The sequence below is a fragment of the Chitinophaga sp. H8 genome (assembly GCF_040567655.1).
Taxonomy (GTDB): Bacteria; Bacteroidota; Bacteroidia; order Chitinophagales; family Chitinophagaceae; genus Chitinophaga; species Chitinophaga defluvii.
Window position 1 is genome coordinate 1991044 of sequence record NZ_JBEXAC010000001.1, and the last position, 24210, is coordinate 2015253.

The following is a 24210-nucleotide window of genomic DNA, read 5'->3' on the forward strand; positions in this document are numbered from 1 at the left end:
CTTGTGCAATATCTGAATTGTGCTATTTTTAAGTAAAAATAGCATGCATGACAACGATTAAATGGGGAATTATTGGCTGTGGAAATGTAACAGAAGTTAAAAGTGGTCCGGCCTTTAATCTGGTACCAGGAAGCGAGTTGGTAGCTGTAATGCGCCGTGATGCAGAGAAAGCGGCAGATTATGCCAGGCGTCATGGTGTAAAGAAATGGTATAACGATGCCCGCGCCTTACTCAATGATCCCGAAATTAATGCTATCTATGTAGCTACCCCACCTGCTTCACATCAGCAATATGCATTGGCTGCATTGGAGCGGGGCCTGCCGGTGTACCTGGAAAAGCCGATGGCACTGCATGCAGAATCTGCCAGTGTGATTGCCAGTGTAGCAGAAAGTAAGGGAATTAAGTTTGCCATGGCACACTATCGCCGTAGATTGCCCTCTTTTTCATTCATAAAATCCCTGCTGGATCAGCAGGCTATTGGCCAGGTGCGCATGGTACAATTACAGTTGTGGAAACAGCCAACCACAGCGCAAGAACACAACTGGCGCCTTCAAACAGCATTGTCAGGTGGCGGGCATTTTCATGACCTTGCCCCGCATCAGCTGGATATTCTACTGTATTATTTTGGCATGCCTTCCCGTTATTTCGGTACGGGTACCAGTATCAGCGGAAATGTGCCCGATATTGTAAGTGGACAAATGGTGTTGCCAGGTAACATCTTGTTTAATGGGTGCTGGAATTTTGCATCCCCAGCCAATGAAGTAAAAGATGAATGTATTATTACGGGTACAACAGGGAGTATTCATTTCTCCTTTTTCTCCAATATTGAAAAGGTAGAGGTACATAATCAGGATGGTGCACAAGTACATCAGTTTCAAACGCCTAAACATATTCAGCAGCCCATGATTGAAGCGGTGGTAAAATATTTTCAGGGAACAGCAGAGAACCCCTGTTCAGCCAGGGAAGGATATAAGAGCATGTTATTGCTGGATGCTTTTGTTAAGTAATAGTTATTATATGAATTACACATATTGACGAAAAAAATGCACAGCATTTTGTGTCATAAAAGGGATGAAGACATCCGGCAGGAGAATTTTCTGCCGGATTTTTTATTTTAAAATTGTATCTTGCACCAATACGCTATCTGAGATAGTTTTACAGCCAGTAGTACATTCTACAGTCTATTCTGGCCACCCTGTTGATGAACCAACTTCACCAAAGGTAAATTCAGCATTACATATTTCGACAGTTACGCTCATTTTGGGTGTATTTTTTGCGTGCTATTATTATAGTCCCTATAAATTAAGACGTGTTGAAAGGTATTGATTAACAGTATAAATATTAGATAATAGACATACAAACCAGATTATGCGAAAGACCATTATTGTATCGAACAGACTACCGGTAAAGATTGCTGAAAATGAAGGTGCTTTTACAGCAACAGCAAGTGAAGGCGGATTAGCTACCGGTCTTGGCTCTATTTACAGAGAGGGAAATAACATCTGGATAGGATGGCCTGGTATTGAATTGGCAGATGCTGAACAGCAGGAAACGGTACGTGAAAAACTGGCAGAAATGAACTTGCTGCCGGTATATTTAACACAGGATGAAATCAATAATTATTATGAAGGATTTTCGAATGAAATCCTCTGGCCTGTATTTCATTATATGGGCGTTTATGCAAGGTATGAACAAGCCTATTGGGATTCCTACTACCAGGTGAATAACAAGTTTAAGGAAATCATCCTTTCAGTAGCAGCACCAGGGGATACTATCTGGATTCATGATTACCAGTTACTATTATTGCCAGGAATGATCAGGGCAATATTACCTGAAATATCCATCGGCTTCTTTCAGCATATCCCTTTTCCCTCTTACGAATTGTTCCGTCTTATTCCCTGGAGGGCCGAACTGCTGGAAGGCATGTTAGGAGCAGATCTGATAGGTTTTCATACATTCGATGATACCCGTCACTTTATGAATGCAGCCAGCCGTATTCTGCCCGTGCTGACCTCTTCTAATGTGGTTACCATCAATGACCGTTTTGTGGTTGTAGATACTTTCCCTATGGGAATAGATTATCAACGATTTGAATCACTGGCAGCTTCGGATAAAGTTATACAACAGGCACATGGGTTGCGGGAAAAGTTCCAGAATATACGTATCCTCCTTTCTATCGACCGGTTGGATTATAGTAAGGGTATCCTGCAGCGTTTACAGGCCTTTGAACTGTTATTACAAACACATCCGGAGTATATTGAAAAGGTAGGGTTTTGTATGATTGTGGTGCCTTCGAGGGATACCGTGCCACAGTATAAGGAGTTACGTGATGAAATAGATAAGCTGGTAGGGAATATCAATGCTCGGTATCGTACAATGAGCTGGAACCCTATCCATTATTTTTACCGTTCCTTCCCCATAGAAATTTTATCAGCCCTGTATACGCTTTCTGATATCTGCCTGGTAACACCTATGCGTGATGGGATGAACCTGGTAAGTAAAGAGTATGTAGCCAGCCGTACCAATAACGATGGGGTGCTTGTACTTAGTGAAATGGCAGGGGCATCCAAGGAGTTGATGGACGCTATTATTGTAAATCCGAATAATATTGGCGCCATGACCAATGCCATAATTGAAGCATTGGATATGCCACTGGCAGAGCAAGAGCGACGGATGAAATCTATGCGTCAGGTAGTAGCGAAGTTTAATATTTCGCATTGGGTGAAGTTATTTATGGCTACGCTGGTAGAGGTCAATAAGATGCAGCAATCTATGCTGGCAAGGCTTATAAACCTGGAAACAGAGAAGTACATACGCAGTGAGTACGATCAGGCAGAAAAGCGGATCATATTCCTGGACTATGATGGTACACTGGTAGGGTTTAAAACGAATATTGATATGGCATCACCGGATGATGACCTGTATGAACTGCTGCATGAGCTTACAGATGATTCTTCCAACCATGTTTATATTATCAGTGGCAGGAAATACGAAACACTGGAAGAATGGTTCGGTCATTTGCCACTCAATCTGATAGCTGAGCATGGCGTATGGCAAAAACCAATTCATCAGGAATGGCAAAGGCAACCGGGATTAAATGATCAATGGAAGCAGGAAATAGCCCCTATTCTGGAGGGCTTTACCGACCGTACACCTGGCTCTTTCATTGAAGAAAAAAGTTTTTCCCTGGTATGGCATTATCGCAAGGTAGAATCAGGATTAGGAGAATTACGTGCCAATGAATTGATGAATACCCTGCGTTATTATACCAGCGATAAAGGATTGCAATTATTGCCAGGAGATAAGGTGATAGAAGTAAAGAATGTGGAAATCAATAAAGGTAAAGCTGCGCTTACCTGGTTGGAAGAACAGGCATATGATTTTATCCTGGCGATCGGAGATGATTTTACAGATGAAGACATCTTTAAGGCATTACCGGAAGAGGCAATTACTATCAAAGTAGGCAGCCAGGTATCAGTAGCCAGGTATCATTTACGCAGCCACCAGGAAGTAAGGTATTTACTGAAAACACTGGTTGCACATAAAACATTCATAAAATCAAGACAATAAAATAACAGTGGGCTATTATCAGAGATAATAGCCCACTGTGTTTAAGTTGTTATTCCGTTTAAATAAAGATGGGAACATCCAGTTTCATTGCAATACGGTAGGCAGCATTCATCAGGCCTACATGGCTGTAAGCCTGTGGAAAATTACCCCATTGGCTGCCATCTTTTTCGTCTATATCTTCACTGAAGAGCAAAAGATGGTTAGAATATTGTAACAGATTTTCAAATTCCCTGATGGCATCATCTATGCGGCCTACGCAAGCCAGCGCTTCCACATACCAGAAAGCACAAATCAGGAAAGTGGTTTTAGGCTTTCCAAAATCATCTGCATGCAAATACCGGTAAAATAATCCCTGCGGTGTTTTAAGCTCCTTTTCCAGTGCCACCAGGTGGTCTCTGGCGCGGTCAGAATCCGGCTTCAGATAGTTCATCATAATAAGTTGCAGGGTGCTGGCGTCCAGATGACTACTTCCCGCAGCGTTGGTATATACTTTTCTAACCGGATCATAACAGCTTTCAATATGTGCAGCAGCCTTGTTTTTAAGTGCTATTGCCCTTTGCACCAATTGCTGATGCCCAATGGTACGCGCCATTTTTTCAGCAGCGCAGCAACCTGCCCATTGAAACAGATTACTATAACAGTGGATATTGGCCATATTGCGGAATTCCCAGATACCAGCATCCTTTTCATCGATGGTACGTTCAATCTTGCCCAGCAGCAGTTCAATCCATTTGTCCGAATCCTTTCTCTCTGAAAATATAAACCGGTGATCTGTATAAAGTGGAAGCATGGATATCAGCACTTGCCCGTAGATATCATTCTGGATATGCTCATATGCCTGATTGCCTATACGAACAGGCTGGTTGCCCAGGTAACCGGCAAGATGGGGGAGTATGATTTCCTGCAACGTTTTTTGCCCGGTAATACCATATAAAGGCTGATACCGGAATTCATCCGAAAAGGAGATATCCGTAACATAGTTAAAGTACCGTTCCATTTCCTCGAAGTGACCAATATGGTTGAGTGCAGTAATTACATAGTAAGTATCCCTTAACCAACAATAACGGTAATCCCAGTTGCGCCCGCTGTCCTGGTATTCGGGCAAGCTGGTGGTGCTGGCGGCAATAATAGCCCCGGTATCTTCATACTGGTGTATTTTAAGCGTGAGGGCAGAGCGGATCACGTAGGTCTGATAAAAATTGGCAATAGAAGAATGTTTGATCCACAGACGCCAATATGCGATTGTTTCACGAAGGAAGCGTTCAGCAGTACTTATCAGTGGTGCCTCCAGTGGATGTCCGTATGTCAGGATCATGTACCGGGTGTCATTGAGCACAAAGAATTCTTCTTCAAAGAGGTAACTGACGGGGATATTGGTAGTGAGTCTTATTTTTTCATCGCAGCCTTCAAATTCCACATGACTGCTGCCCCGGAGCTTTTGTAACGGAGCAGTGCCATAATCGCAGGTAGGGTTGCATTTCACCCGTATACGGGGAGAACCTTCTACAGGATCTATCTTCCTGATCAGCATTAGGGGCTTAAAAAAGCGTTCATATTGCAGAAAACGTGGCGCAAAATCTGTTACCACATATTTACCTTCTGCCGTGGTAATTTCCGTACAAAGCACATTGGTATTATCCAGGTAGTACTGCCGGGAAGTATAGTCATGGGCCGGCAGGATAGAGAATTCCCCTCCTTTTTGTTTGTCCAGTAATCCTCCGAAAATAAAGGAGCTGTCCATCCTGGGCCAGCAAAGCCAGTCTACGTTCGTATTCTTATTGATATGCGCTAAAAATGCACAATTGCCAATGAGACCGGTCTGATAGGTATGTCTTTCCATGCTGATGATATTATTAGCTTTACACAAACTTTACACAAATCCTTTTAAATTGTTCATTACAAACAAAAGCTGTTCCAATAGCTGTTAATTTAACGTATAATTTCAAGTATAGCACATAAATTGGCTTATATATGAGAATTAGTGCCGGAAATTGGAGCAGGATGCTTAAATTTAATAGTAAAGGATTTGTGTAATGCAAACAGTTAAAAATCAAACCTATTTACCTCGTTTTACTACTCATCGTCACGAAGGGAGTGGAGAGGTGTATGTATTAGCGGGAGATCTGGGAGGCACCAAAACAAACCTCGCATTATTCAGTGCAACCGGGGAAACATTGAAAATATTGCAGGAGCATACTTATCGCTCCAGGGAGTACGGATCCTTTACGGAGATTATCCAGCATTTTATTACACAACATCCGGATACCCCTCCGGAACGTATTTGTATTGGCGTAGCCGGCCCGGTTATCAAAGGTAGGGTAGAGCTGACCAATCTGTCAAGGGATTTAAGTGAGGATGAGATCCGTGAAAATACCGGACTTAATCAGGTAGCGTTGATTAATGACCTGGAAGCTACGGCCTATGGGTTGGCTACTTTATCACCAGATAAGCTGTTGACCTTGCATAAGGGAAATGCTGAGCATAAGGGAAATATGGCCATTATTGCGCCGGGAACAGGATTGGGAGAAGCCGGACTGTACTGGGATGGAAAAGCTTATCATCCTTTTCCAACAGAAGGAGGACATTGTGATTTTTCCCCTCGTACCGATCTGGATATGGAATTACTGAAGTATTTACAGGAAAAGTATGAAGTAGCCAGCTGGGAACGTCTGATATCCGGTCCGGGTATTAACAATATTTACTTTTTTTTGAGAGACGTAAAAGGTATGGATGAGCCTGCATGGCTTGCCAAAGCGATGGAAGAAAAAGACACGGCAGCGGTCATCAGTGAAAATGGTATTGGCAGAAAGGCGCCTATTTGCATTAAGACAATGGAATTGTTTGTACGCTACCTTGGCAGAGAAGCCTCCAACCTGGTATTGAAGATGAAGGCTACCGGTGGGTTATTTCTTGGAGGAGGTATTCCTCCTAAAATAGCCCCGTTATTAGAGAATAACGACTTCTATAACCATTACCTTCAAAGTGATCGTATGGTGGAATTATTATCGGCAGTACCTATTCATATTATTAACAATGATAAAACAGCCCTTTGGGGAGCAGCTTATTATGGAGCTGGAATGAATGTTGAATCATCCCATCTTTCATCATAGAATGTGAAACTGTATGCAAAAATGGCTGAAAGTAACCCTTATAACAGCAGGTAGTATTATTGTGCTCATTGTACTGCTATGGTTGGGCATGGCGCTTTATATCAATAAAAACAAAGCTAATCTGCTGGCAGAGATCACCAGCCAGTTAAATGAGAAGATAAATGGTAAACTCACAGTAGGGGATATGGAACCTGCATTGGTAAGAAGCTTTCCTAATATATCTCTTGCATTAAGAGATGTGAAACTGCAGGATAGTTTATTTAGCCATCATCAGCATCCCTTGTTGGCTGTGAAAGATATCTTTGTTAAAATAAATACCTTTTCATTATTGGGGAAGCAGGCAGATATCCGTGAAGTGACATTGGAGGAAGGAACGGTTTATCTGTTTACAGATAGTACAGGGTATTCTAACACGAGTATTCTGAGACAAAAAAAAGACAGTGCTGCCAAAAACAATGGTAGTAAAGATGCTGTGATCAACCGGTTGCGCCTGGAAAATATCAGCTTTGTGCTGGACAATCAGCAAAAGGGAAAACTGTTCCATCTGGATATAAAATCATTGCGGGGAAAAATGGATGCCAGTGATACGGGATATGTGTTTGATATGCGTACTGATATTCTGGCCAAAGACTTTTCATTTAATACCGGGCGAGGAAGCTATATAAAAGACAAAACCCTGGAAATGGATATAAAGGTATATTTCAATAAACTGAAAAAAGTCCTTTACATTCCTTCCCAGCGTTTCAGGGTTGATGGGCAGGCACTGGATATTGGTGCAGATTTTTTCTTTGATGGCACTTCACCGGCGTTTAGATTGCAGGTGATAGCTAATCAGGTACTCTTTAGAAAAGCCGCTTCTTTTTTGTTACCGGGAACTGCCTCAAAGCTCGGTCCCTATGATATCCAGCAACCTATGGATGTGGTGGCAGATATACAGGGCAGTTTATTGCCTCATAGTACACCATGGGTAAAAGTAAATTGGACTGTAACCAACAATACATTGGTAGCGCATAAGGTTATACTGGACAGTTGCAGCTTCTCAGGAGGATATAATAATGAAGTAGTAGCAGGGAAGGGGTTTACAGATGAGAACTCCGCCATCAATATTTATCATTTGAAAGGAAAGTGGTTTGACATTCCTATTTCAGCTGATACCTTGCGGGTGTTGAATTTGAAGTATCCTGGTATGACAGCACGCTTTCGTTCAGATTTCCCGTTAAACCGGCTAAACTCACTTACCAATGAGGAGTCGTTCCAGTTTAAGGAGGGGAGTGCTAAAGCGGATTTGTATTATAAGGGTGGGCTTGTATCAAGTGATACCATACTGCCATTTATACAAGGGACCGTCCGGATTGAAAATGGAACATTAACTTATCTGCCCAGAGATTTGTCTTTTCGTAATTGTACTGCCTTGCTGGACTTTACCGGTAAAGATCTCTACCTGAAAAATATCAATATACAAAGTGGTAAGAGTACTTTAATGATGGATGGCAGTATCCGTAATCTCATGAATCTTTATTTTAGTGCACCGGAGAAAATATTGCTGGATTGGGTAATTCGCAGCCCTTTGGTAGATCTGAATGAATTCCGTGCTTTCCTTATCCCGCGTAAACAACATAAAAAGACACCTTCCAGTGTTAAAAAGAATATCAGCCGTGCAGCACAGCAGCTGGATGTGATGTTGAATGCCTCCAGTGCAAATATGCAGATACAACTAGGTAAGGTAAATTACCGTCAGTTCAGTGCACAAAATGTAGTGGCCAATATTGTGTTGATGCAAACGGGTATAAGGCTGAACAAGATTGCATTGCAGCATGCAGGAGGATCATTGCAATTAGAGGGGGTATTACAGCAACAGGGAAACGACAATAAGTTTAAATTAAATGCTGGGATTAATAATGTACACATAGACCAGTTGTTTTATGCCTTCGAAAACTTTGGTATGCAATCTCTGGGGTCAAAGAACCTAAAGGGGATATTAACTGCTAATGCTGCGATTACAGGAAATATACATGATAATGGTAATCTGGCTCCGCACTCCTTGTATGGAACATTGCGTTTTGATCTCAGGCAGGGAGCACTGATGCATTTTGGGCCATTGGAGGAAATAGGGAACTTTGTTTTCCGTAAGCGTAATCTTTCCGAAATTACTTTTGAGAACCTTAAAAATACGTTACAGTTGCAAGGATCTAAAATCATTATTCCGCCCATGCGGATTGCTTCCAGTGCGTTAAATATAGATGTAGGCGGAGTATATGGCATAGGAAAGGGAACAAATATCAACCTGGATATTCCTTTACGTAACCCTCAAAAGGATTCCTTGATCACGGATAAGAAAGAAAGGCGTAAAAGAAGTAATCGTGGGCTCGTCTTGCACCTGAGAGCAGTAGATGATGATAATGGAAAGGTGAAAATTAAATTGGGTAGTGGTAAAAAGGATGAGGTGTCGGCAGCAGACCGGAATTATTGATGCAGGAATTAAAGTTTCCCCTTTTTAATAACCTGGCAACTCCGGGGGCCAAGGCAGGGTAAGGGTACAATATAGTATCCTCCATACATAAACAACCCTGCTGGTTTTATAGTGGCCAGCAGGGTTGTTGTTTTGTGAGCGAATATTATTTGACTTTATCGAAAGCCTGTTGTAAGTCGGCTTTAATATCATCAATATGTTCAATACCTGCAGATAATCTCAATAAACCCGGTTCTACTCCTGCAGAACGTTGTTCTTCCAGGCTTAACTGTTGATGGGTAGTAGTGGCAGGGTGAATGATCAGTGTTTTAGCATCGCCCACATTAGCCAGGTGGTAGATCAGTTCCAGTGACTGTACAAATTTATCAGCAGCTTCTTTGCCAGCTTTAAGCTTGAAGGACAATACACCACCAAATCCATTTTTAAGGTATTTCTTACCCAGTTCATGGTATTTGTTACCAGGCAGGCCAGGATAACTTACATATTCTACCTGTGGATGTTTTTCCAGCCATTGCGCCAGTGCCAAGGCATTTTCTACCGTACGCTGTACGCGAAGTGAAAGTGTTTCCAATCCCTGGATAAAGAGGAAAGCATTTTGAGGTGCCATTGCCGGGCCCCAGGAACGTAAGCCTGTAACCCTGGCTCTGATGATATAGGCAATGTTGCCAAATGGACTCTGGTCGCCAAATACTTCCCAGAACTTCATGCCGTGGTAGGCATCATCGGGCTGGGTAAACTGGGAGAATTTACCATTACCCCAATTGTAATTACCACCATCGACAATTACACCTCCAATACTGGTACCATGGCCCCCGATCCACTTGGTAGCAGCCTGTACCACGATATTAGCGCCTAGTTCCAGTGGACGGCACAGGTATCCGGCAGCCCCGAAAGTATTGTCTACTACAAAAGGCAGGTCATATTTACGGGCTATCGCAGCCAGTTTTTCAAAATCGGGAATAGAAAAACCAGGATTACCGATTGTTTCCACATATATTGCCTTTGTTCTCTCGTCAATCAGCTTTTCAAAGCTCTCCGGTTGATCCAGGTTGGCAAAGCGGGCTTCTACACCAATTCTTTTAAAGCTTACTTTAAACTGGTTGTAGGTACCACCGTATAGAAAGGAAGAGGCCACAAAGTTATCTCCGGGTAACAGAATGTTATGCAATGCAATGAATTGCGCAGCTTGTCCGGATGCAACCGCCAAAGCGCCAACACCACCTTCCAATGCAGCGACACGTTTCTCAAACACATCCGTAGTGGGGTTCATGATACGGGTATAGATATTGCCAAACTGTTTCAACTGGAACAAATCAGCCGCATGGTCCGCACTATCAAAAGTATAGGAAGAGGTTTGATAAATGGGCACTGCCGCAGATTTGGTGGTTGGCTCTGGTTGGTATCCTGCATGTACCTGCAGTGTTTCAAAACTTAAAGGCTTTTTAGACATATTGTATAAGTTTTTAAGGTAAAGGAAATTACCTGATACTGGTTTCTTTAAGGGAAGGCAGTGTCAGGTAATCTAGTCTACAAAATAAGTAGACTTATTTATTAAACAAAATAAATTAAAAAAATCGGATTACCTATTGTTTGAGGGTGAATAAGTGATCCTGGCTAAAAGTAATATATTGATTGTGATTTACCTGATAGACCTGATTCAATAAAAGCTAGCGCGATATTGTTAGAGATCAGGGAACAATTGTATAGACCCCGATAACCATTTACACCAGGGATAGACAACTTATTACTTGTCAGGTAAAAATAAAATACTTTAATATGTTTTATAATTTACGTTATGTTAAATAGAAGATTATTGAAACCCCTTTCTCATTCCTCTTGAATTTCAATTAATTAACTACAGGCCCCATTCTAGAATCAGTTTCTCATCCTCCCTTAAATTACTTCGGTAAACAGAGATCCGGAAAGCAGCCATGCATTTCCGGATCTCTAAAGAAGGTTTTATGCTCTCTGATTGCTTACCAACCGTATGCATAAATTTCACCCATAACAATATATTCCTGGGATCCGGTTAAGATTTAATCGCGACTCCAGGTAAAGTGATGTTGTGAAGTATTTGTTATAAAATAACGGTCTGATAATTTATCATATCCATTCAGGCTGTACACAAAAGGATTATAGAACCGGCTGACATCAAAGTATGATTCCTTGAATAATCCTTATAACCCTTTACCATCGCTAAGAGGCAACTGTCCTATACTTACCTACTGTTGCCCAAAAATAACTTTTGAGCCTTGCACTTCCACCTGTATCTGGTTGCAAAAAATTATCTTTATACCGGCATATTCTAAAATTGTAATATTTTATCTGGATGAAGCTAATTTATATCGCAGTCATTGGTTTTTTGACCCTGCTGTTTTCTTGTAGTGAAAAGTATAAAAGAAATAAGCTCCCTCAGCGGGAATCAGGGTTAGCAGCGCTGAATGAGGCTATGGTAAAATCCAATAGTATTGCTGGTTTTCAGAAAAAGCTAAACTTCTGGAAGCAATACTTGTTCAATAACAAGTATAACGACTCGGTATTGCTCTCAAAAATTCATTATAATATTGCGGGAGTATATTATCAGCAGAATATCCTGGATTCTGTTAAATGGCATATGGAACAGGCATGGAATCTAATGGAAGGGCAAAAGGGTAATGAAGAAGAGAAGGTATTATTGAATGCAGGAGAAGGTAATATTGCTAACCTGGAAGAACGTACACAGGAAGCTAATTATTTTTACAATCAGGCTGCACAATCCTTGATAACGGATACTTCCCTGCAACTTACGCCAAAGCAAAAAATAGTTATATTATTAGCTGCCGCGCAATCAGACGAAGCATGTAGCCAGATTGATAAAGCAATTGACCGGAATTATCAGGCGCTTTCACTCCTGCTTAGCCGGCTCCGAGACAATATTTCTTTGATTAACCGTGTGTATAGTCAACTGGCAGTTGCTTATAATGCATCTGGCGCTCATTCAGACTCATTGTTAAAGTGTATTCATAAAATGGAGGAGTTGTATGCCAATTTCCCCACTGAAGTAAATCCCAGGTTTCTGTATGACAGGAAAGTACTTTACTTTAGCAGAATTCAAAAAAAGGATTCCGTGCTTTTCTATCAGCGGAAACTCCTATCTGATCATAATTGATATACAATAGCATTCTATAGAGAGATGCATATTATGTATATCAGAGGAAAAGGTCTTTCTGTAAGGAAGCACCAGGTTGCATGGCATAGTCGTCAAAATTAGTGATTCCGGCAAATTGCTTCAATACTTCCTCATCGAGAAACAGGTGCCCTGTGCATTCAACAGAGGGCTGTTGAAGTAGATAATATGCGGCATCCGCAAGTATGGCGGGCTTACGGCTCTTTTCAACAATTTTATCGCCTCCCAGCAGATTCTGTATTGCAGCAGTACCAATAGTTGTTACCGGCCATAGTGCATTTGCAGCAATGTGGTTGCTTTTGAATTCGGCTGCCCAGGCCATAGTCATCATACTCATATTGTATTTGCTTAGGGTATATGCAATATGGGGAGCAAGCCATTTAATATCCAGGTTAACCGGCGGAGATAATGTGAGGATATGCGGATTGACGGCCTTTTTTAAAGACGGAATACAATGCTGTGTCATAAGAAAAGTACCCCTGACATTGATGGTGTGCATCAGGTCAAACTTCTTACTTGGGCATGCTTCAGTACCGCCGAGGAAAATGGCGGACGCATTATTAATAAGGATATCAATATCTCCGAAATGTTCATTTGCCTGCTGTACCACATTTTTAATCTGATCTTCATCACGGATATCACAGGCCACAGCCAGTGCTTTGCCTCCGGCCTGTTCTATTTCAGCTGCGGCCGAAAAGATAGTCCCACCCAGGCGGGGATCTTCTGTAACAGATTTGGCGGCGATCACTATATTCGCGCCATCCTGCGCCAACCGTAAGGCTATTGCTTTGCCAATTCCCCTGCTGGCTCCGGTAATCACTATTGTTTTGCCTTTGAATGACATAAGAGATGTTTTGATGGAACAGGAAGTTACCAATAATTGTTGAATGAATTAGTGGAGGCAGGGTCTTAATTGGGGGATTACCTGTTTTTATAACCTATATCCTATTTTAACTCCCATCGGAATATTAGGCATCAATCCATCTTCGTCTAACCTCCAGGGGTTTTTGAATCTGGGGACATAAACATTTTCAGGCATCCCCTTCTTGTCGGTATGACGGTATTTGAAACCAGCTCCTCCATATAACTCAAATATGATCCGTCTGTTCTTGTCAAAGAAGGTTTGAAAACCTATTTTAAATGCCCCTCCACCCATCTTTTTCCGCCTGGAATAGGCTGTCCTCTCATAATAGTTTTCATGATCCAGGGTGACATACTCCTGAAAGTCTACCTGTTTATAACTTGCTTCAACTCCAAAGAAGCCCCTGAATGTCTTATGTTTACCTGCAAAGTAATAACGTGCTTCCGGCCTTATCCTATATCCTTTGTTAGAGCCACCGGCTTCGTTTTCAGTCAGGTCATATAATATAGCCGTGCCTTCTACCAGAATGGACCAATGTAGGTTAAAACGGTATTCCAAAGCAAGAGATGGTCCTCCATCAGGTTCAGTAAGAGAGAATACATTGGTGCTGATAATAAATGCCGGTTCCATGGGATAAACTCCTTCTATGGGCAGTTTATCTGCTTTGGCTACTCTAAGTTGGGCATAGGTCCAACTGCTCACTGATAACAATAATATGATGCAGAAATATATAGGTTTCATTATTATTTAATGTTGGATAATAAAACAGGTTTCAATGGGGTACTGATATCATATAAAGCAATTCCCTTTTCCAGGTAGCAAATAAGTACATCTCCATAAGGAATGACATCATAGAATGTATCATTAATAACAGAGTCTGCTTTTGGAGTGAGCGGCTCGCTGATGTCCAGGATATGCAGCCCGGCTGAACCATCACATACATATAGGGCATTCTCTTTTATCCCAAGCCCATAAGGATGTGCAAAATTGATCCGTTGTTTTTGTACAGGTTGCTGGATGTTGCTAATATCATACACTACCAGTATATTGAGGTTGCCGCCACATGCTGCACCGCTGCGCAAGGTGACGTAGGCAGTATTGCCTTGCGTTACTACAGGATCACAGCTGCGTAAGTGATTAACCATTCCTATCTGTTCCGGGTTGGCAGGATCAGTGAGACTAAATATGTACATCGCATCCCTGGAGCCGATGAATAATTTGTCCTGGTACGGGAAAATAGTTTCAATATCACGCCCTATTTTCTGCTTTGCCTTAAAAACAGGCTTCGCAGGATCTTTAAGATCATATACCTGAAGATTGCTGCCTTCTACGATATACAAATGCCCGGCTGTAATAGTAAACATATTCAACGAACCACCTGCGCCTGTGTTATTTTTAGGGGCAAGGTTATTGTTTTCTTTTGAACAGGAAATGCCACTGAATATAAGCAGGGACAGTATAAGCTGAGGTAGGTATAAGTAATTGTAAAAATGTTTCATCGTTGACATTTAGGATTTACTAGTTGTTGACGTTTCCAGCCGGTGACCCTGCCTTTAGAAGGATCCACGCATTCAAAGTATCCATTTTCAGGTGGATACATCTGATTTACTGCCGGGAAGGCATTGGGAACACGGTTGGTCACTTTAACTGCCGGCAATAAGGAAATATCAATTACCACCAGATCATTGTAGTTGTTGGCATATATGAAGTGATCTTCCACAGCTACTTCTGTACAACCAGGAATACTGATAAACGCCGTTTTCTGGGGATGTAGTTTATCCGCATAATTAATAATATGGATACCGGAATCAACTTCATTCTGAAAGAGGTAATTATTATAAGTATATATTTTTCCTGCTTTGGTTGTATTTCGTACTGGCTTAACGGTAATCTCCCTGGACATGGTATCTTTTGAGTAAACAGGTACAAAACCATTTACTGATCCATTGATCCATCTAACGTCATCCCTACAGGAAAATAAACTAAGGCATAAGCAGCATAGAAGGTAAAGGCGTAGCATGTTGGTTGTTTTATCTATATGGAACGGCAAAATATTGCAAAAGTTACAATTGTAAGGTAAATAAATGGTTATGAGATGAGAAGGCAGCAATATGCAGCATAAAAGATATCCCGGCTGCCCTGCTAGCCGGGATATCTTTTAATGAGGATGAGTATTATAGTACTATCTATTGGAATGATAGTTCACGATTACATTATTAATGAACACTTTATTTTCTTTATGCATTACTGTTCCTCCGGCAGGTGAAAACACCAGGACTACAGCGCTGGTGGCCGGGATTTGAATAGTGGATGCGTTATTGGCCTTGCGTACCAGGAACGCGTTTGTTGTAACTTCATATACATCTGTTGCCTCTTCTGGCAAACCCGATAACGTAACCGTTTTGGACTCAGGGTAAGGATTATAATATAGGAAAGAAGGATAAGCTTCCTTCCGGAAGAAGTCGGTGGACAATAGATTCAGTTGAAGTATACCTGGTACATCTGTAGAGCGGATGATGCTGCCAAAGATACCCACGTGAGCACTACCGTACACGCTAAATTGTGATACATCCGGATTTTTACCTGGTACCCAGTTAGGGCCATCACCTTGTGCTACGGGCGCTTTAATATGCACATATTTATCAAAAGTGGACTGTTTTACAATGCCTTCGTATCCAATAACTCCCTTTGTAACTTCTGCCTGTTGTGGAATGGTCTGATGATCTCTTGGCATATATTGCGGGTAAAACAGGCGTGCCGCATTGGCTGCATTTAGCATCCATTTGCCGATAGCGTTGGCATAGGAAGGATCATATCTTACCATGGCAACCAACGGCCAGGCAGCATCAAAGGTATTCATCAGGAAGCCGTATCCGCCATGATCCTGTGTACTACCGACAATGCCTGAAATATCAATGCCGTTCCATCGACCCTGTAATACGCCCCATCCTGCCCGGCATCCCGCCGATCCAAATGTCCATTCAAGGAACTGATGTGTATTAAATTGGGTACCTTGCTCTGCATTCAAACGGGCAGCCATGTATGCTGCAAATGGCATGAATATTTCGTAAAAGGTGTTGCCTGGTTGTTGTTCCAATGCTTTCAATGCGCTTTTGGCTCCAGCCAGATACCTGGGGTCACCAAACTTATTATAAGCAGCATATAATACGTAAGCATGTCCGGCAGCTGCATCCTGTTGCTCACAGATCCAGTTCTTTTTAGGGAGAAGACTGTCGTAGTTAAAATACGAGTAGTTGTAATTACCATTCAATACAGAATCAGCCTGACAGAATTTTTCTGCGATGTTGCGCGCAAGCGTGTCAAAACCAGATTGGGAAGGATATTTGTCATAAATGCTATAGAACAACATATTAGGATATACATCATACCACCAGTCACGCCCATATCCGCCACCTTGCAAGGCTACCTCGGGGCAGGTATTGTTCATCATAATATTCCAGCCATTATCCTTATTGTAGTAGTTTTTTAGCATTGCTACATAATCCAACCCTTTTTGGTGGCTTTTGTCAACTCCCACCAGGGTAGCCCCCAATACTGCTCCCATGCTGCCGAGCGCTTCATGAAACATACCCTTGTTATGCTGGGTGCCCTGACGCGCATCACCAATGGCTGTGTATAGCGCTACAACAGGTTGTGGAAAATTTTTGCCACTGCTATCCCACCATATCAGGGGCCAATAGGCTCCCTGTGCGTTAAAATCATATACAGTGCTATCAAATCGTAATGCCATCTTTTGCCAGTCGATGATCTCCAATGGTTGGGGAATAGCTGCCATTGAATCTATGCGGGCTACTTTTATCTGTGTGTATACTGTGCTGCTTTTTTGTTTGCAGCTTAGTGCCAGTATGATTAAAATAAAGCCTAAACGGATATACTGTTTCATTGATTTAATTTATTAAACCGAGATTAAATTACAAATTGCAACCAATGCTTTAAGGATGAATATTTGTTTTCCCCTGTGGCTGGTATTCATCTGGTATTTCATTGCCTGGAGCCAATTCTTCTGCTATTAATGACTTTCCCTGCTGAATAATAATCCTGGCAACAAAAATGGACATCAATTGCATGAAAGCAATGATGATGATAGCATAGCGTAAGGCTATTTCATTGGAGTAATAATATGCCAGGAAAATAAATGTGCCGGCACCTATAAATCTGCCTATGTATAGACCCATTTCATGATTGAGAATATAAGCAAACTCACTTCGTTGCTCTTTTTTAGAAAGAATATCAATGACGCTGAATTGAATGGGGAAATAAGCCATGTCCAGCATAGGCTTTGCTACCAGTAAAAAAAGCATAAAGAAAATAACCCCGGTAGCATTGTAGAGTGCTCCATTAAATAAGGCAGCTAATGCAAAACATATAAGCCCTGCGGCGAATATCAGGAGCCGGTGTTCTGGTTTGGCGTTACGGCCAATAATATACATGATAAAAGCGGCAATGATGGCTCCAAGAGATTGCGCAGTGCCAAGTGCTCCCTCCTTCCCTAGCAACAACATTATCAGCATGGCTGGCGCGGTTACTAGGTAGCCTTGCGCCAACCCTTTTAAAGAGGCCAGTGTCAGTAGTTTTCGCCAATAAGGATGAAAGCTGAAGTAAATGAATTTTTTGTCGCTAGGATTCCGGAAGTGTCCTTTAAAACAGACAATGGATGCTGCTATGGTAATCAGGAATACCATTCCTGTTACAATAATATAGGCGCTTTTTACATCCTGCCCGCTTCCGGCTGTTTGAATAAACCAGCCCACAACGAGTGGTACTACCACTGCAATAATAGTATAGAAGAAGGTTTCAAGACCATAATAATAATTACGGTTTTTATCATTGGTAATAGCCAGTGCCAGATAATCCCGATTGGCCCAATAGAAACCAAAGGACATACCCATAATAATGCCTGCAATGCCTACTCCCACCAGGTCCAGTGTTTTAAGCGACATCATAATCATCATAGACACACCGCTTAATAACATACCAGCCGCATAAAGTTTTTTTATATTGAAGCGGTTAAGGAGAAAACCATTCAGTAAAAAGGTGAGCGGAATACCAGTATAAATAGTGAGCTGGTAGATCACTACTTTTGTGGGGTCGTTTGAGTTACGCATTACATATGCCGCCACAAAGATGTCTATCACTGGTAATACCAGGGCGTAGATCATATTGGTGAGCACCAGTATTCTGAAATCATGGGGTTGCTCCCGGAAGAATTGCAGTTCTGTTTTTAGTTTATTGAACATGGTTGGGTTACACATTTAATGATGATAGAATTTCTTTGACAGACAGTTTTGCTGCACACACCACTTCATCAGCAGCACCGTAATAAAGGATAACTTCATCGCCCTTTACGATATGCCCATTTGTAAAGATGACATGCCCGAAAAAGCCAGTGAGTTCATAATCCATTTGTGGATACATGATAGGCTGTTCACTACGTGCAATTACTTTGACAGGATGCTCCAGATCAAGTAGCAATGCTCCGAGGCAGTACTCATGCTGTTCATTGGCACCATGATAAATTTCCAGCCAGCCCACATCTGTTTTGATCGGCGCTGCACCGGCACCTATACGGATGCTGTCCCATTGCCCGGGCCTGGTTTTAGCCAGACACTGATGATCTCCCCAATGGATACCATCCGGCGAAGAGGCCAGCCAGATATAATTGCCGCCAATATCCACACTGCTGGGACGATGCAAAGCGTAGTACTTGCCTCCAATGGTTTCTTCAAAAATGGCGCAATCTTTATTGTGTGGCGGCAGTATCATGCCATGTGATGTAAAGGTCTTCCAGTCTTTGGTAGTCCGTAATGCTACTCCCACACCTTTGTCGGATACCGCAGTAAAAGTGAGATAATAGGTATCTCCTATCCTGCTCACCCTGCAGTCTTCAATACCAAACGTTTGCAATGGCCCACGCCCATACAGAGCGGGATAGCCTGCTGCTTCCCTGAAATGAATACCATCTTCACTACACATCAGCCGCAGGTGAGATAAAGTAGTCAGGTAATCTGCTCCCTTATATTGAATCACCCTGGGGTCTGTAGCAATCAGTTGCGGATCATCCATGAGGATTTCTATAATCTCTATCCCTTCGCCATTCAGTACTGGAAAGGAAATGGTGGTGGCCTGCTGTAACGGTCGTTCTGCCACACGGATAATCAACCATATCTTACCATCAAATTCAAATGCCCCGGGATTCAATAAACAGGCAATTTGTAAGTTTTCCCTGCTAGGTGCAATACTTGCAGGAGTCAGAATCGGATTTTCGTTAAAGCGGTGGACCATAATTTTTAGCTTTTAGCTATTGGCTATTAGCCTTTAGCTATTATGTTATGTTTAGAGAACCATTAGCCATTAGCTAATACCTCTTTTCAATCGCTGTATTAAGCCAAAAGCTAACAGCTCTTTAATATCCCGTATTCTGATCCAGTCCTAACAGATCGGTTTCCCGTTGAGGAATGGGGAGTAATACATTGCGGGATTGCCAGCCATCGCCGTAATCGTGGTATCCTTTCTGCGGATCGGCGTCTGCTGCTTTGGCCAGTACGGTAGCTGCCAGTCCCCATCTTACCAGGTCATAATACCGGTGCCCTTCAAAGGCGAGTTCTACTCTTCTTTCATGATGGATGGCTGTAAGCAAAGCTGCTTTATCGTCTGTAGTGACGGGAGGCAATGCTGTAGCTGGGTTGGCTGCATTTGTACGTGCACGGCCCCTTACCCTTTCCAGTGGCTTTTTGGCTTCCAGGGGTTGTCCAAGTTCTGCATAACATTCTGCTTTCCATAAGAGCACATCTGCAAACCGGATGTAGATATAGTCCACGTCACCATCATCCAGAGGGTTCACATTGCTTTCAAATTTGCGCAGGTTGTATCCTGTTAATGGAGACCAGGCAGGATCATAGTTGGAACCATCTACCCACTTGTCACCTGCACGGAAGATAGTTGCATGCAAACGGGGGTCACCTGCTTCAAAGCTGTTTACCAAATCCTGTGTAGGAATATTAAAGCCCCATCCTTTGGATTGTGGTGCAAACACGGCATTGAGAATGGATCCCTGTGACGGCACTTGCCCTGCGTCATGACGGGCAGCAAAGATGACTTCTTTTCCCCGCTCTCCTATACCATTAAAATTATCTTCAAATTTATCCAACAAGGTGTATCCGCCTTTTTCTACTGCTGCAATTTCATTGAGACAATTCTGCCAGCTCTTGCGGTACAGGTATGTTTTAGCGAGCAAAGCATGTGCGGCGCCACTGGTGGCTCGCTGATATTCGGCAGGATCATACGAAGGAGGCAGTAATCCGGCAGCTGTTTTAAGGTCTTCTTCTATTTGCTGATACACTTCTTCTACAGTGGCACGTTTAGTGTTGTCGTCCAGTTTTTTTTCAGGAATCAGCAGTGGCACTTTACCAAAATTGATGACCAACCTGAAGTAATAGAAGGCGCGCAGGAAATAAGCTTCTCCTTTGATGCGGCTAAGCAGCTCCGTACTTAATCCCGGTATTTTACTGCCATCCTGGAGGAGGATGGTATTGGCGGCAGTGATTCCTTTATAATTATAGCGCCAGATGCCCAACACGTTATTGTTCTCTGGAAATATGCTGAAGGTTTGCATACGACGCATGTCTTCCTGATCACCCAGGCCACCGCCACCTTTTACCGCATCATCGCTCATGAGATCACCTACCACCCACTCACGGGGTATGGAGGCACCATTATCCCATTCCCAATTACCCCGGAACCGGTTGGTGAGCGGTAAATAAGTGGCGTCAATAGCAAGTATGAAATCGTTAGCTTCTGTAAAAACGTTGTTTTCAGTGAGTTTGCCTTGTGGAAACTTCTCCAGTTCTTTTTTACATCCGGTACTGATCAGAACCAGTAGTAAATAAATATATAGCAACTTTTGCATAACACTAATTTTTGCGATGGTTAGAAATTCACTTGTACACCAAATGTAAATGTGCGGGAAGGCGGATAAGTCCCCATGTCTATTCCTACTGCCAAATCTCCATAGTTTGCCAGATTATCATTTGTGTACAGCTCGGGATCCATACCAGTGTATTTTGTAATAGTGAAGAGGTTTTGTGCGCTGGCATAAAAGCGGGTACTGCTGATACCCGCATGCTTAAGCAATGATATGGGTAATGTATAACCAAGGACCACATTCTTTAGCCGGAGATAGGAACCACTTTCTATATAGCGGTCTGAGTTGCGCCGGTTATTATTGGGATCCTGAAAGGTAACACGTGGTGTACTGTTACTGGTACCTTCCCCATGCCAGCGGGTATTGTAAAAATCTTCTTTTGAATTAAAGCCCCGGGCATCAAAACTGTTGATGATATTATTTACTTCATTATATATCTCATTACCATATACACCATTGAAAAATAAAGTAAGGTCAAAGTTTTTGTAATTAACACCGGCACTGAGGCTATAGAGCATCTTGGGATTGGGATTACCAATAATGGTACGGTCTGCATCATCAATCTTTCCGTCATTGTTCACATCCACAAAACGGATGTCACCGGGTTTGGCATTGGCTTGGTATAACTCCCCGTCCTTGTTTTTATAGTCCTGTATTTCGTTTTCATTCTGGAATAAACCATTGGTCTTATAACCGTATAGTGCACTGATGGTTTCCCCTTCGCGTAATAGTGTTTTACCTGATCCGGAAGAGAAGAGCTGTTCTTTTGACTTGTACAGGGAGATTACCTTGTTGTGCAACTGGGTAATGTTGGCGGTGATATCCCAGGATAGGTCTTTACCGGAAGCCTGTTTGTAGTTCAGCGTAATATCCCATCCTTTGTTCGATAATTTGGCACCGTTTACATAAGGAGGTGCTGCATCGCCATTAGTATACGATACGGGTAGCTGTATCAATACATCGTATGATTTTTTATTGAAGTAGTCCACTGAGATATTGAACATGCCTTTCCTCAGACTGGCATCAAAACCTATATTGGATTGTTCGGTAGTTTCCCATTTTACATCCGGATTACCTTTTGTGATAGGCTCCAGTACACTATTGGCAGTAGAATACAAGGTAGCAAAAGGATATAGCCCTATTTCCTGGTTACCTAAGCGCCCCCAACTGCCGCGAATCTTGAAGTCGTCCAGCCAGGTAACATGCTCCATAAAGGTTTCTCTGGCCAGGTTCCATCCCAGTGAAAAAGAAGGGAAATACCCGGTACGGTTTTCAGCACTAAAGCGGGAAGATGCATCCGCACGGAAGTTTACACTGGCAAGGTACTTATTTTTGTAGGAGTAAGTTGCTCTGCCGAAGTAAGACATAAGTGCTGATTCTTCCAGATTACCATCGCCGAATTGTAATCCGGAGCCATAGGTAAGATACCTTAAACTGGGATTCATGTCCGCACGGTTATCATACCCATTCCGGGAGGCCGAGAGATAATCGACTTTAGCCGTAATGAATTCAGTACCGGCTGTAACGGTTACATCATGTGTATTATTCCAGTTGTGAGCATAGCTGAGCACATTGGTCCAGTTCATGGTGCTATACCGGTTCCGGTATTTATCCACGGATTTATCTTTACTGGTGAGTGTGGTGCGGTCACCTGGAATCTGCCCGTTGTATTGTTGCTGTTCCAGTGTATAAAAATCCAGCCCGAAGTCGGATCTTAGTTTAAAATCTTTAAGGAATCTTGCTTCGGCGTATATATTCCCCAATAGGCGATACTTACTGTTGGTACGGTTACGGTAATCGGCGATGGCTAGTGGATTTTTACCATCACCATATAACAGCGGGCTTTTATATAGCCCGGCAGGAGGTAAATCTGTATATAGTTTTGTTTGAGGGTCATATACAGGAATAGCATTAGGTCGGATCAAAGCATAGCGGACCACACCAGGAAGACTCCCTGGCCGGCCACCGTCGCCGGAGGCACCAATGGCCTGTGTCTGATCATATGTTATATTGAGATTCTCCCCTATGCGTAACCAGCTTTTTACATCACTGCTGATATTAGAACGTACCCCATATCGCTTAAACCCGGAGTTAGGAATAGTACCTTGTTGATTTACAAGGTTGCCAGCTACATAGTAGCTTGTTTTATCACTACCGCCAGAGAAGCTGAGATTATAACGTTGGGTGCCGGCTTGTCTGAACAGCTCATCCAGCCAGTAGGTATTAGGTAGTTTGGAGGGATCATCTTCATTGCGGGTGGCAGATCCATCATTTTTAAATGCTTCGTTGGCCAATTCTATGAACTGGGCAGTACTCATCATTTTGGGCAAGCCGGTAGCATTGGCAATGCCATAGGATACGTCCAGGGCAATCTCACTCTTTCCGGGTTTCCCGGTTTTTGTGGTGACTAATATTACACCATTGGCCGCACGGGCTCCATAAATGGCAGATACAGCAGCATCTTTTAAAACGGTAATGGAAGCTATATCATTGGGTGAAATACTGGTTAGTCCCCCAGACATGGGTACACCGTCAATAATATATAAAGGATTGCTATTACCGAATGTCCCGATGCCCCGAATACGTACTACGGCTTCTGTGCCGGGAGCACCGGTAGGCGTTGTTACATTTACCCCCGCTGCCTGTCCCTGCAGGGCGGTGCTGAGGTCTACAGCCTGTGTTTTGGCCAATTGGGCACCATCTACGGTGGCAATGGCGCCTGTTACCTGGTTCCTGCGTTGCGTGCCATAGCCTACCACCACCACATCTTTAAGGTTCACTTCGTCACGCTTTAATACAACATTCAGGGGGCCGCTGCCGGTATAGGGAACGGACTGGAGGAGGTATCCGATAAAAGTAAAGTCAATGGTGGCATCAGCGGCTGGAAGGGTTAGCGAATAATTACCCTCCGTATTGGAGATGGTACCATTATTAGTGCCATGCTGTACTACGGTTACGCCGGGGAGTGCAGTACCCTGGTCGTCAGTTACTTTGCCTGTGACCTTTACCTGCGCATAACTGATATGACAGCATAATAACATCATGGCAAAACCAATAAGATGGATGTAGCGTTTCATGTGGAATAATTTG

Annotated in this window: 16 protein-coding genes; 5 read left to right on the forward strand and 11 right to left on the reverse strand. The window is 42.7% G+C overall.

Going from position 1 to position 24210, the window contains the following annotated elements; translation table 11 throughout:
* Positions 1-47: 47 nt before the first annotated feature.
* Complete coding sequence (locus ABR189_RS07570) at positions 48-1007, forward strand: Gfo/Idh/MocA family protein (protein ID WP_354659862.1); 960 nt, start codon at positions 48-50, stop codon at positions 1005-1007.
* A gap of 361 nt (positions 1008-1368) precedes the next feature.
* Positions 1369-3570, forward strand: coding sequence for a bifunctional alpha,alpha-trehalose-phosphate synthase (UDP-forming)/trehalose-phosphatase (locus tag ABR189_RS07575; protein WP_354659863.1), 2202 nt, complete (start codon positions 1369-1371; stop codon positions 3568-3570).
* A gap of 58 nt (positions 3571-3628) precedes the next feature.
* On the opposite strand, the gene ABR189_RS07580 is transcribed toward ABR189_RS07575, so the two are convergent.
* On the reverse strand, positions 3629-5410 hold the full coding sequence (locus ABR189_RS07580; RefSeq protein WP_354659864.1) for a glycoside hydrolase family 15 protein: 1782 nt from the start codon (positions 5408-5410) through the stop codon (positions 3629-3631).
* A 193-nt stretch (positions 5411-5603) separates the two neighbouring features.
* On the opposite strand from ABR189_RS07580, the gene glk reads away from it, so the two are divergent.
* On the forward strand, positions 5604-6680 hold the full coding sequence (glk, locus tag ABR189_RS07585) for a glucokinase (protein ID WP_354659865.1): 1077 nt from the start codon (positions 5604-5606) through the stop codon (positions 6678-6680).
* 13 nt (positions 6681-6693) lie between these two features.
* Positions 6694-9150, forward strand: coding sequence for an AsmA family protein (locus ABR189_RS07590; protein ID WP_354659866.1), 2457 nt, complete (start codon positions 6694-6696; stop codon positions 9148-9150).
* Between the two features lie 145 nt (positions 9151-9295).
* Here ABR189_RS07590 and ABR189_RS07595 read toward each other — a convergent pair whose 3' ends face one another.
* Complete coding sequence (locus tag ABR189_RS07595; RefSeq protein ID WP_354659867.1) at positions 9296-10600, reverse strand: O-acetylhomoserine aminocarboxypropyltransferase/cysteine synthase family protein; 1305 nt, start codon at positions 10598-10600, stop codon at positions 9296-9298.
* Positions 10601-11479: 879 nt separating this feature from the next.
* Here ABR189_RS07595 and ABR189_RS07600 point away from each other — a divergent pair.
* Complete coding sequence (locus ABR189_RS07600; RefSeq protein WP_354659868.1) at positions 11480-12298, forward strand: hypothetical protein; 819 nt, start codon at positions 11480-11482, stop codon at positions 12296-12298.
* Positions 12299-12338: 40 nt separating this feature from the next.
* Here the strand turns inward: ABR189_RS07600 and ABR189_RS07605 are convergent, their stop codons facing one another.
* The 9 genes from ABR189_RS07605 to ABR189_RS07645 form a co-directional block, all read right to left on the reverse strand.
* A complete protein-coding gene (locus tag ABR189_RS07605; protein WP_354659869.1) occupies positions 12339-13160 on the reverse strand; it encodes an SDR family oxidoreductase in 822 nt (273 codons plus the stop codon).
* A gap of 87 nt (positions 13161-13247) precedes the next feature.
* Complete coding sequence (locus ABR189_RS07610) at positions 13248-13919, reverse strand: DUF3575 domain-containing protein (protein WP_354659870.1); 672 nt, start codon at positions 13917-13919, stop codon at positions 13248-13250.
* Between the two features lie 2 nt (positions 13920-13921).
* A complete protein-coding gene (locus ABR189_RS07615) occupies positions 13922-14677 on the reverse strand; it encodes an LVIVD repeat-containing protein (RefSeq protein ID WP_354659871.1) in 756 nt (251 codons plus the stop codon).
* Positions 14674-15198, reverse strand: coding sequence for an LVIVD repeat-containing protein (locus tag ABR189_RS07620; RefSeq protein WP_354659872.1), 525 nt, complete (start codon positions 15196-15198; stop codon positions 14674-14676). Before ABR189_RS07620 ends, ABR189_RS07615 begins: the two co-directional genes overlap by 4 nt.
* A 162-nt stretch (positions 15199-15360) precedes the next feature.
* Entirely contained in the window at positions 15361-17082 is a 1722-nt protein-coding gene (locus ABR189_RS07625; protein ID WP_354659873.1) for a glycoside hydrolase family protein, read from the reverse strand.
* 49 nt (positions 17083-17131) lie between these two features.
* Positions 17132-18436, reverse strand: a complete 1305-nt coding sequence (locus ABR189_RS07630) for an MFS transporter (RefSeq protein ID WP_354659874.1) — start codon at positions 18434-18436, stop codon at positions 17132-17134.
* A 7-nt stretch (positions 18437-18443) separates the two neighbouring features.
* Positions 18444-19481 (reverse strand): glycoside hydrolase family 130 protein, encoded by a 1038-nt coding sequence (locus ABR189_RS07635; protein ID WP_354659875.1) that lies wholly within the window; start codon positions 19479-19481, stop codon positions 18444-18446.
* Positions 19482-19602: 121 nt separating this feature from the next.
* Positions 19603-21105, reverse strand: coding sequence for a RagB/SusD family nutrient uptake outer membrane protein (locus ABR189_RS07640; RefSeq protein WP_354659876.1), 1503 nt, complete (start codon positions 21103-21105; stop codon positions 19603-19605).
* Positions 21106-21125: 20 nt separating this feature from the next.
* Positions 21126-24197: a SusC/RagA family TonB-linked outer membrane protein gene (locus tag ABR189_RS07645; protein WP_354659877.1), complete on the reverse strand. Its 3072-nt coding sequence runs from the start codon at positions 24195-24197 to the stop codon at positions 21126-21128.
* Positions 24198-24210 lie beyond the last annotated feature (13 nt).

Excerpts from the sequence above, each read along its gene's own strand:
- ABR189_RS07570 (WP_354659862.1), top strand. The coding sequence starts at position 48 with ATGACAACGATTAAATGGGGAATTATTGGCTGTGGAAATGTAACAGAA.
- ABR189_RS07575 (WP_354659863.1), top strand. The coding sequence starts at position 1,369 with ATGCGAAAGACCATTATTGTATCGAACAGACTACCGGTAAAGATTGCT.
- ABR189_RS07580 (WP_354659864.1), bottom strand. The coding sequence starts at position 5,410 with ATGGAAAGACATACCTATCAGACCGGTCTCATTGGCAATTGTGCATTT.
- glk (WP_354659865.1), top strand. The coding sequence starts at position 5,604 with ATGCAAACAGTTAAAAATCAAACCTATTTACCTCGTTTTACTACTCAT.
- ABR189_RS07590 (WP_354659866.1), top strand. The coding sequence starts at position 6,694 with ATGCAAAAATGGCTGAAAGTAACCCTTATAACAGCAGGTAGTATTATT.
- ABR189_RS07595 (WP_354659867.1), bottom strand. The coding sequence starts at position 10,600 with ATGTCTAAAAAGCCTTTAAGTTTTGAAACACTGCAGGTACATGCAGGA.
- ABR189_RS07600 (WP_354659868.1), top strand. The coding sequence starts at position 11,480 with ATGAAGCTAATTTATATCGCAGTCATTGGTTTTTTGACCCTGCTGTTT.
- ABR189_RS07605 (WP_354659869.1), bottom strand. The coding sequence starts at position 13,160 with ATGTCATTCAAAGGCAAAACAATAGTGATTACCGGAGCCAGCAGGGGA.
- ABR189_RS07610 (WP_354659870.1), bottom strand. The coding sequence starts at position 13,919 with ATGAAACCTATATATTTCTGCATCATATTATTGTTATCAGTGAGCAGT.
- ABR189_RS07615 (WP_354659871.1), bottom strand. The coding sequence starts at position 14,677 with ATGAAACATTTTTACAATTACTTATACCTACCTCAGCTTATACTGTCC.
- ABR189_RS07620 (WP_354659872.1), bottom strand. The coding sequence starts at position 15,198 with ATGCTACGCCTTTACCTTCTATGCTGCTTATGCCTTAGTTTATTTTCC.
- ABR189_RS07625 (WP_354659873.1), bottom strand. The coding sequence starts at position 17,082 with ATGAAACAGTATATCCGTTTAGGCTTTATTTTAATCATACTGGCACTA.
- ABR189_RS07630 (WP_354659874.1), bottom strand. The coding sequence starts at position 18,436 with ATGTTCAATAAACTAAAAACAGAACTGCAATTCTTCCGGGAGCAACCC.
- ABR189_RS07635 (WP_354659875.1), bottom strand. The coding sequence starts at position 19,481 with ATGGTCCACCGCTTTAACGAAAATCCGATTCTGACTCCTGCAAGTATT.
- ABR189_RS07640 (WP_354659876.1), bottom strand. The coding sequence starts at position 21,105 with ATGCAAAAGTTGCTATATATTTATTTACTACTGGTTCTGATCAGTACC.
- ABR189_RS07645 (WP_354659877.1), bottom strand. The coding sequence starts at position 24,197 with ATGAAACGCTACATCCATCTTATTGGTTTTGCCATGATGTTATTATGC.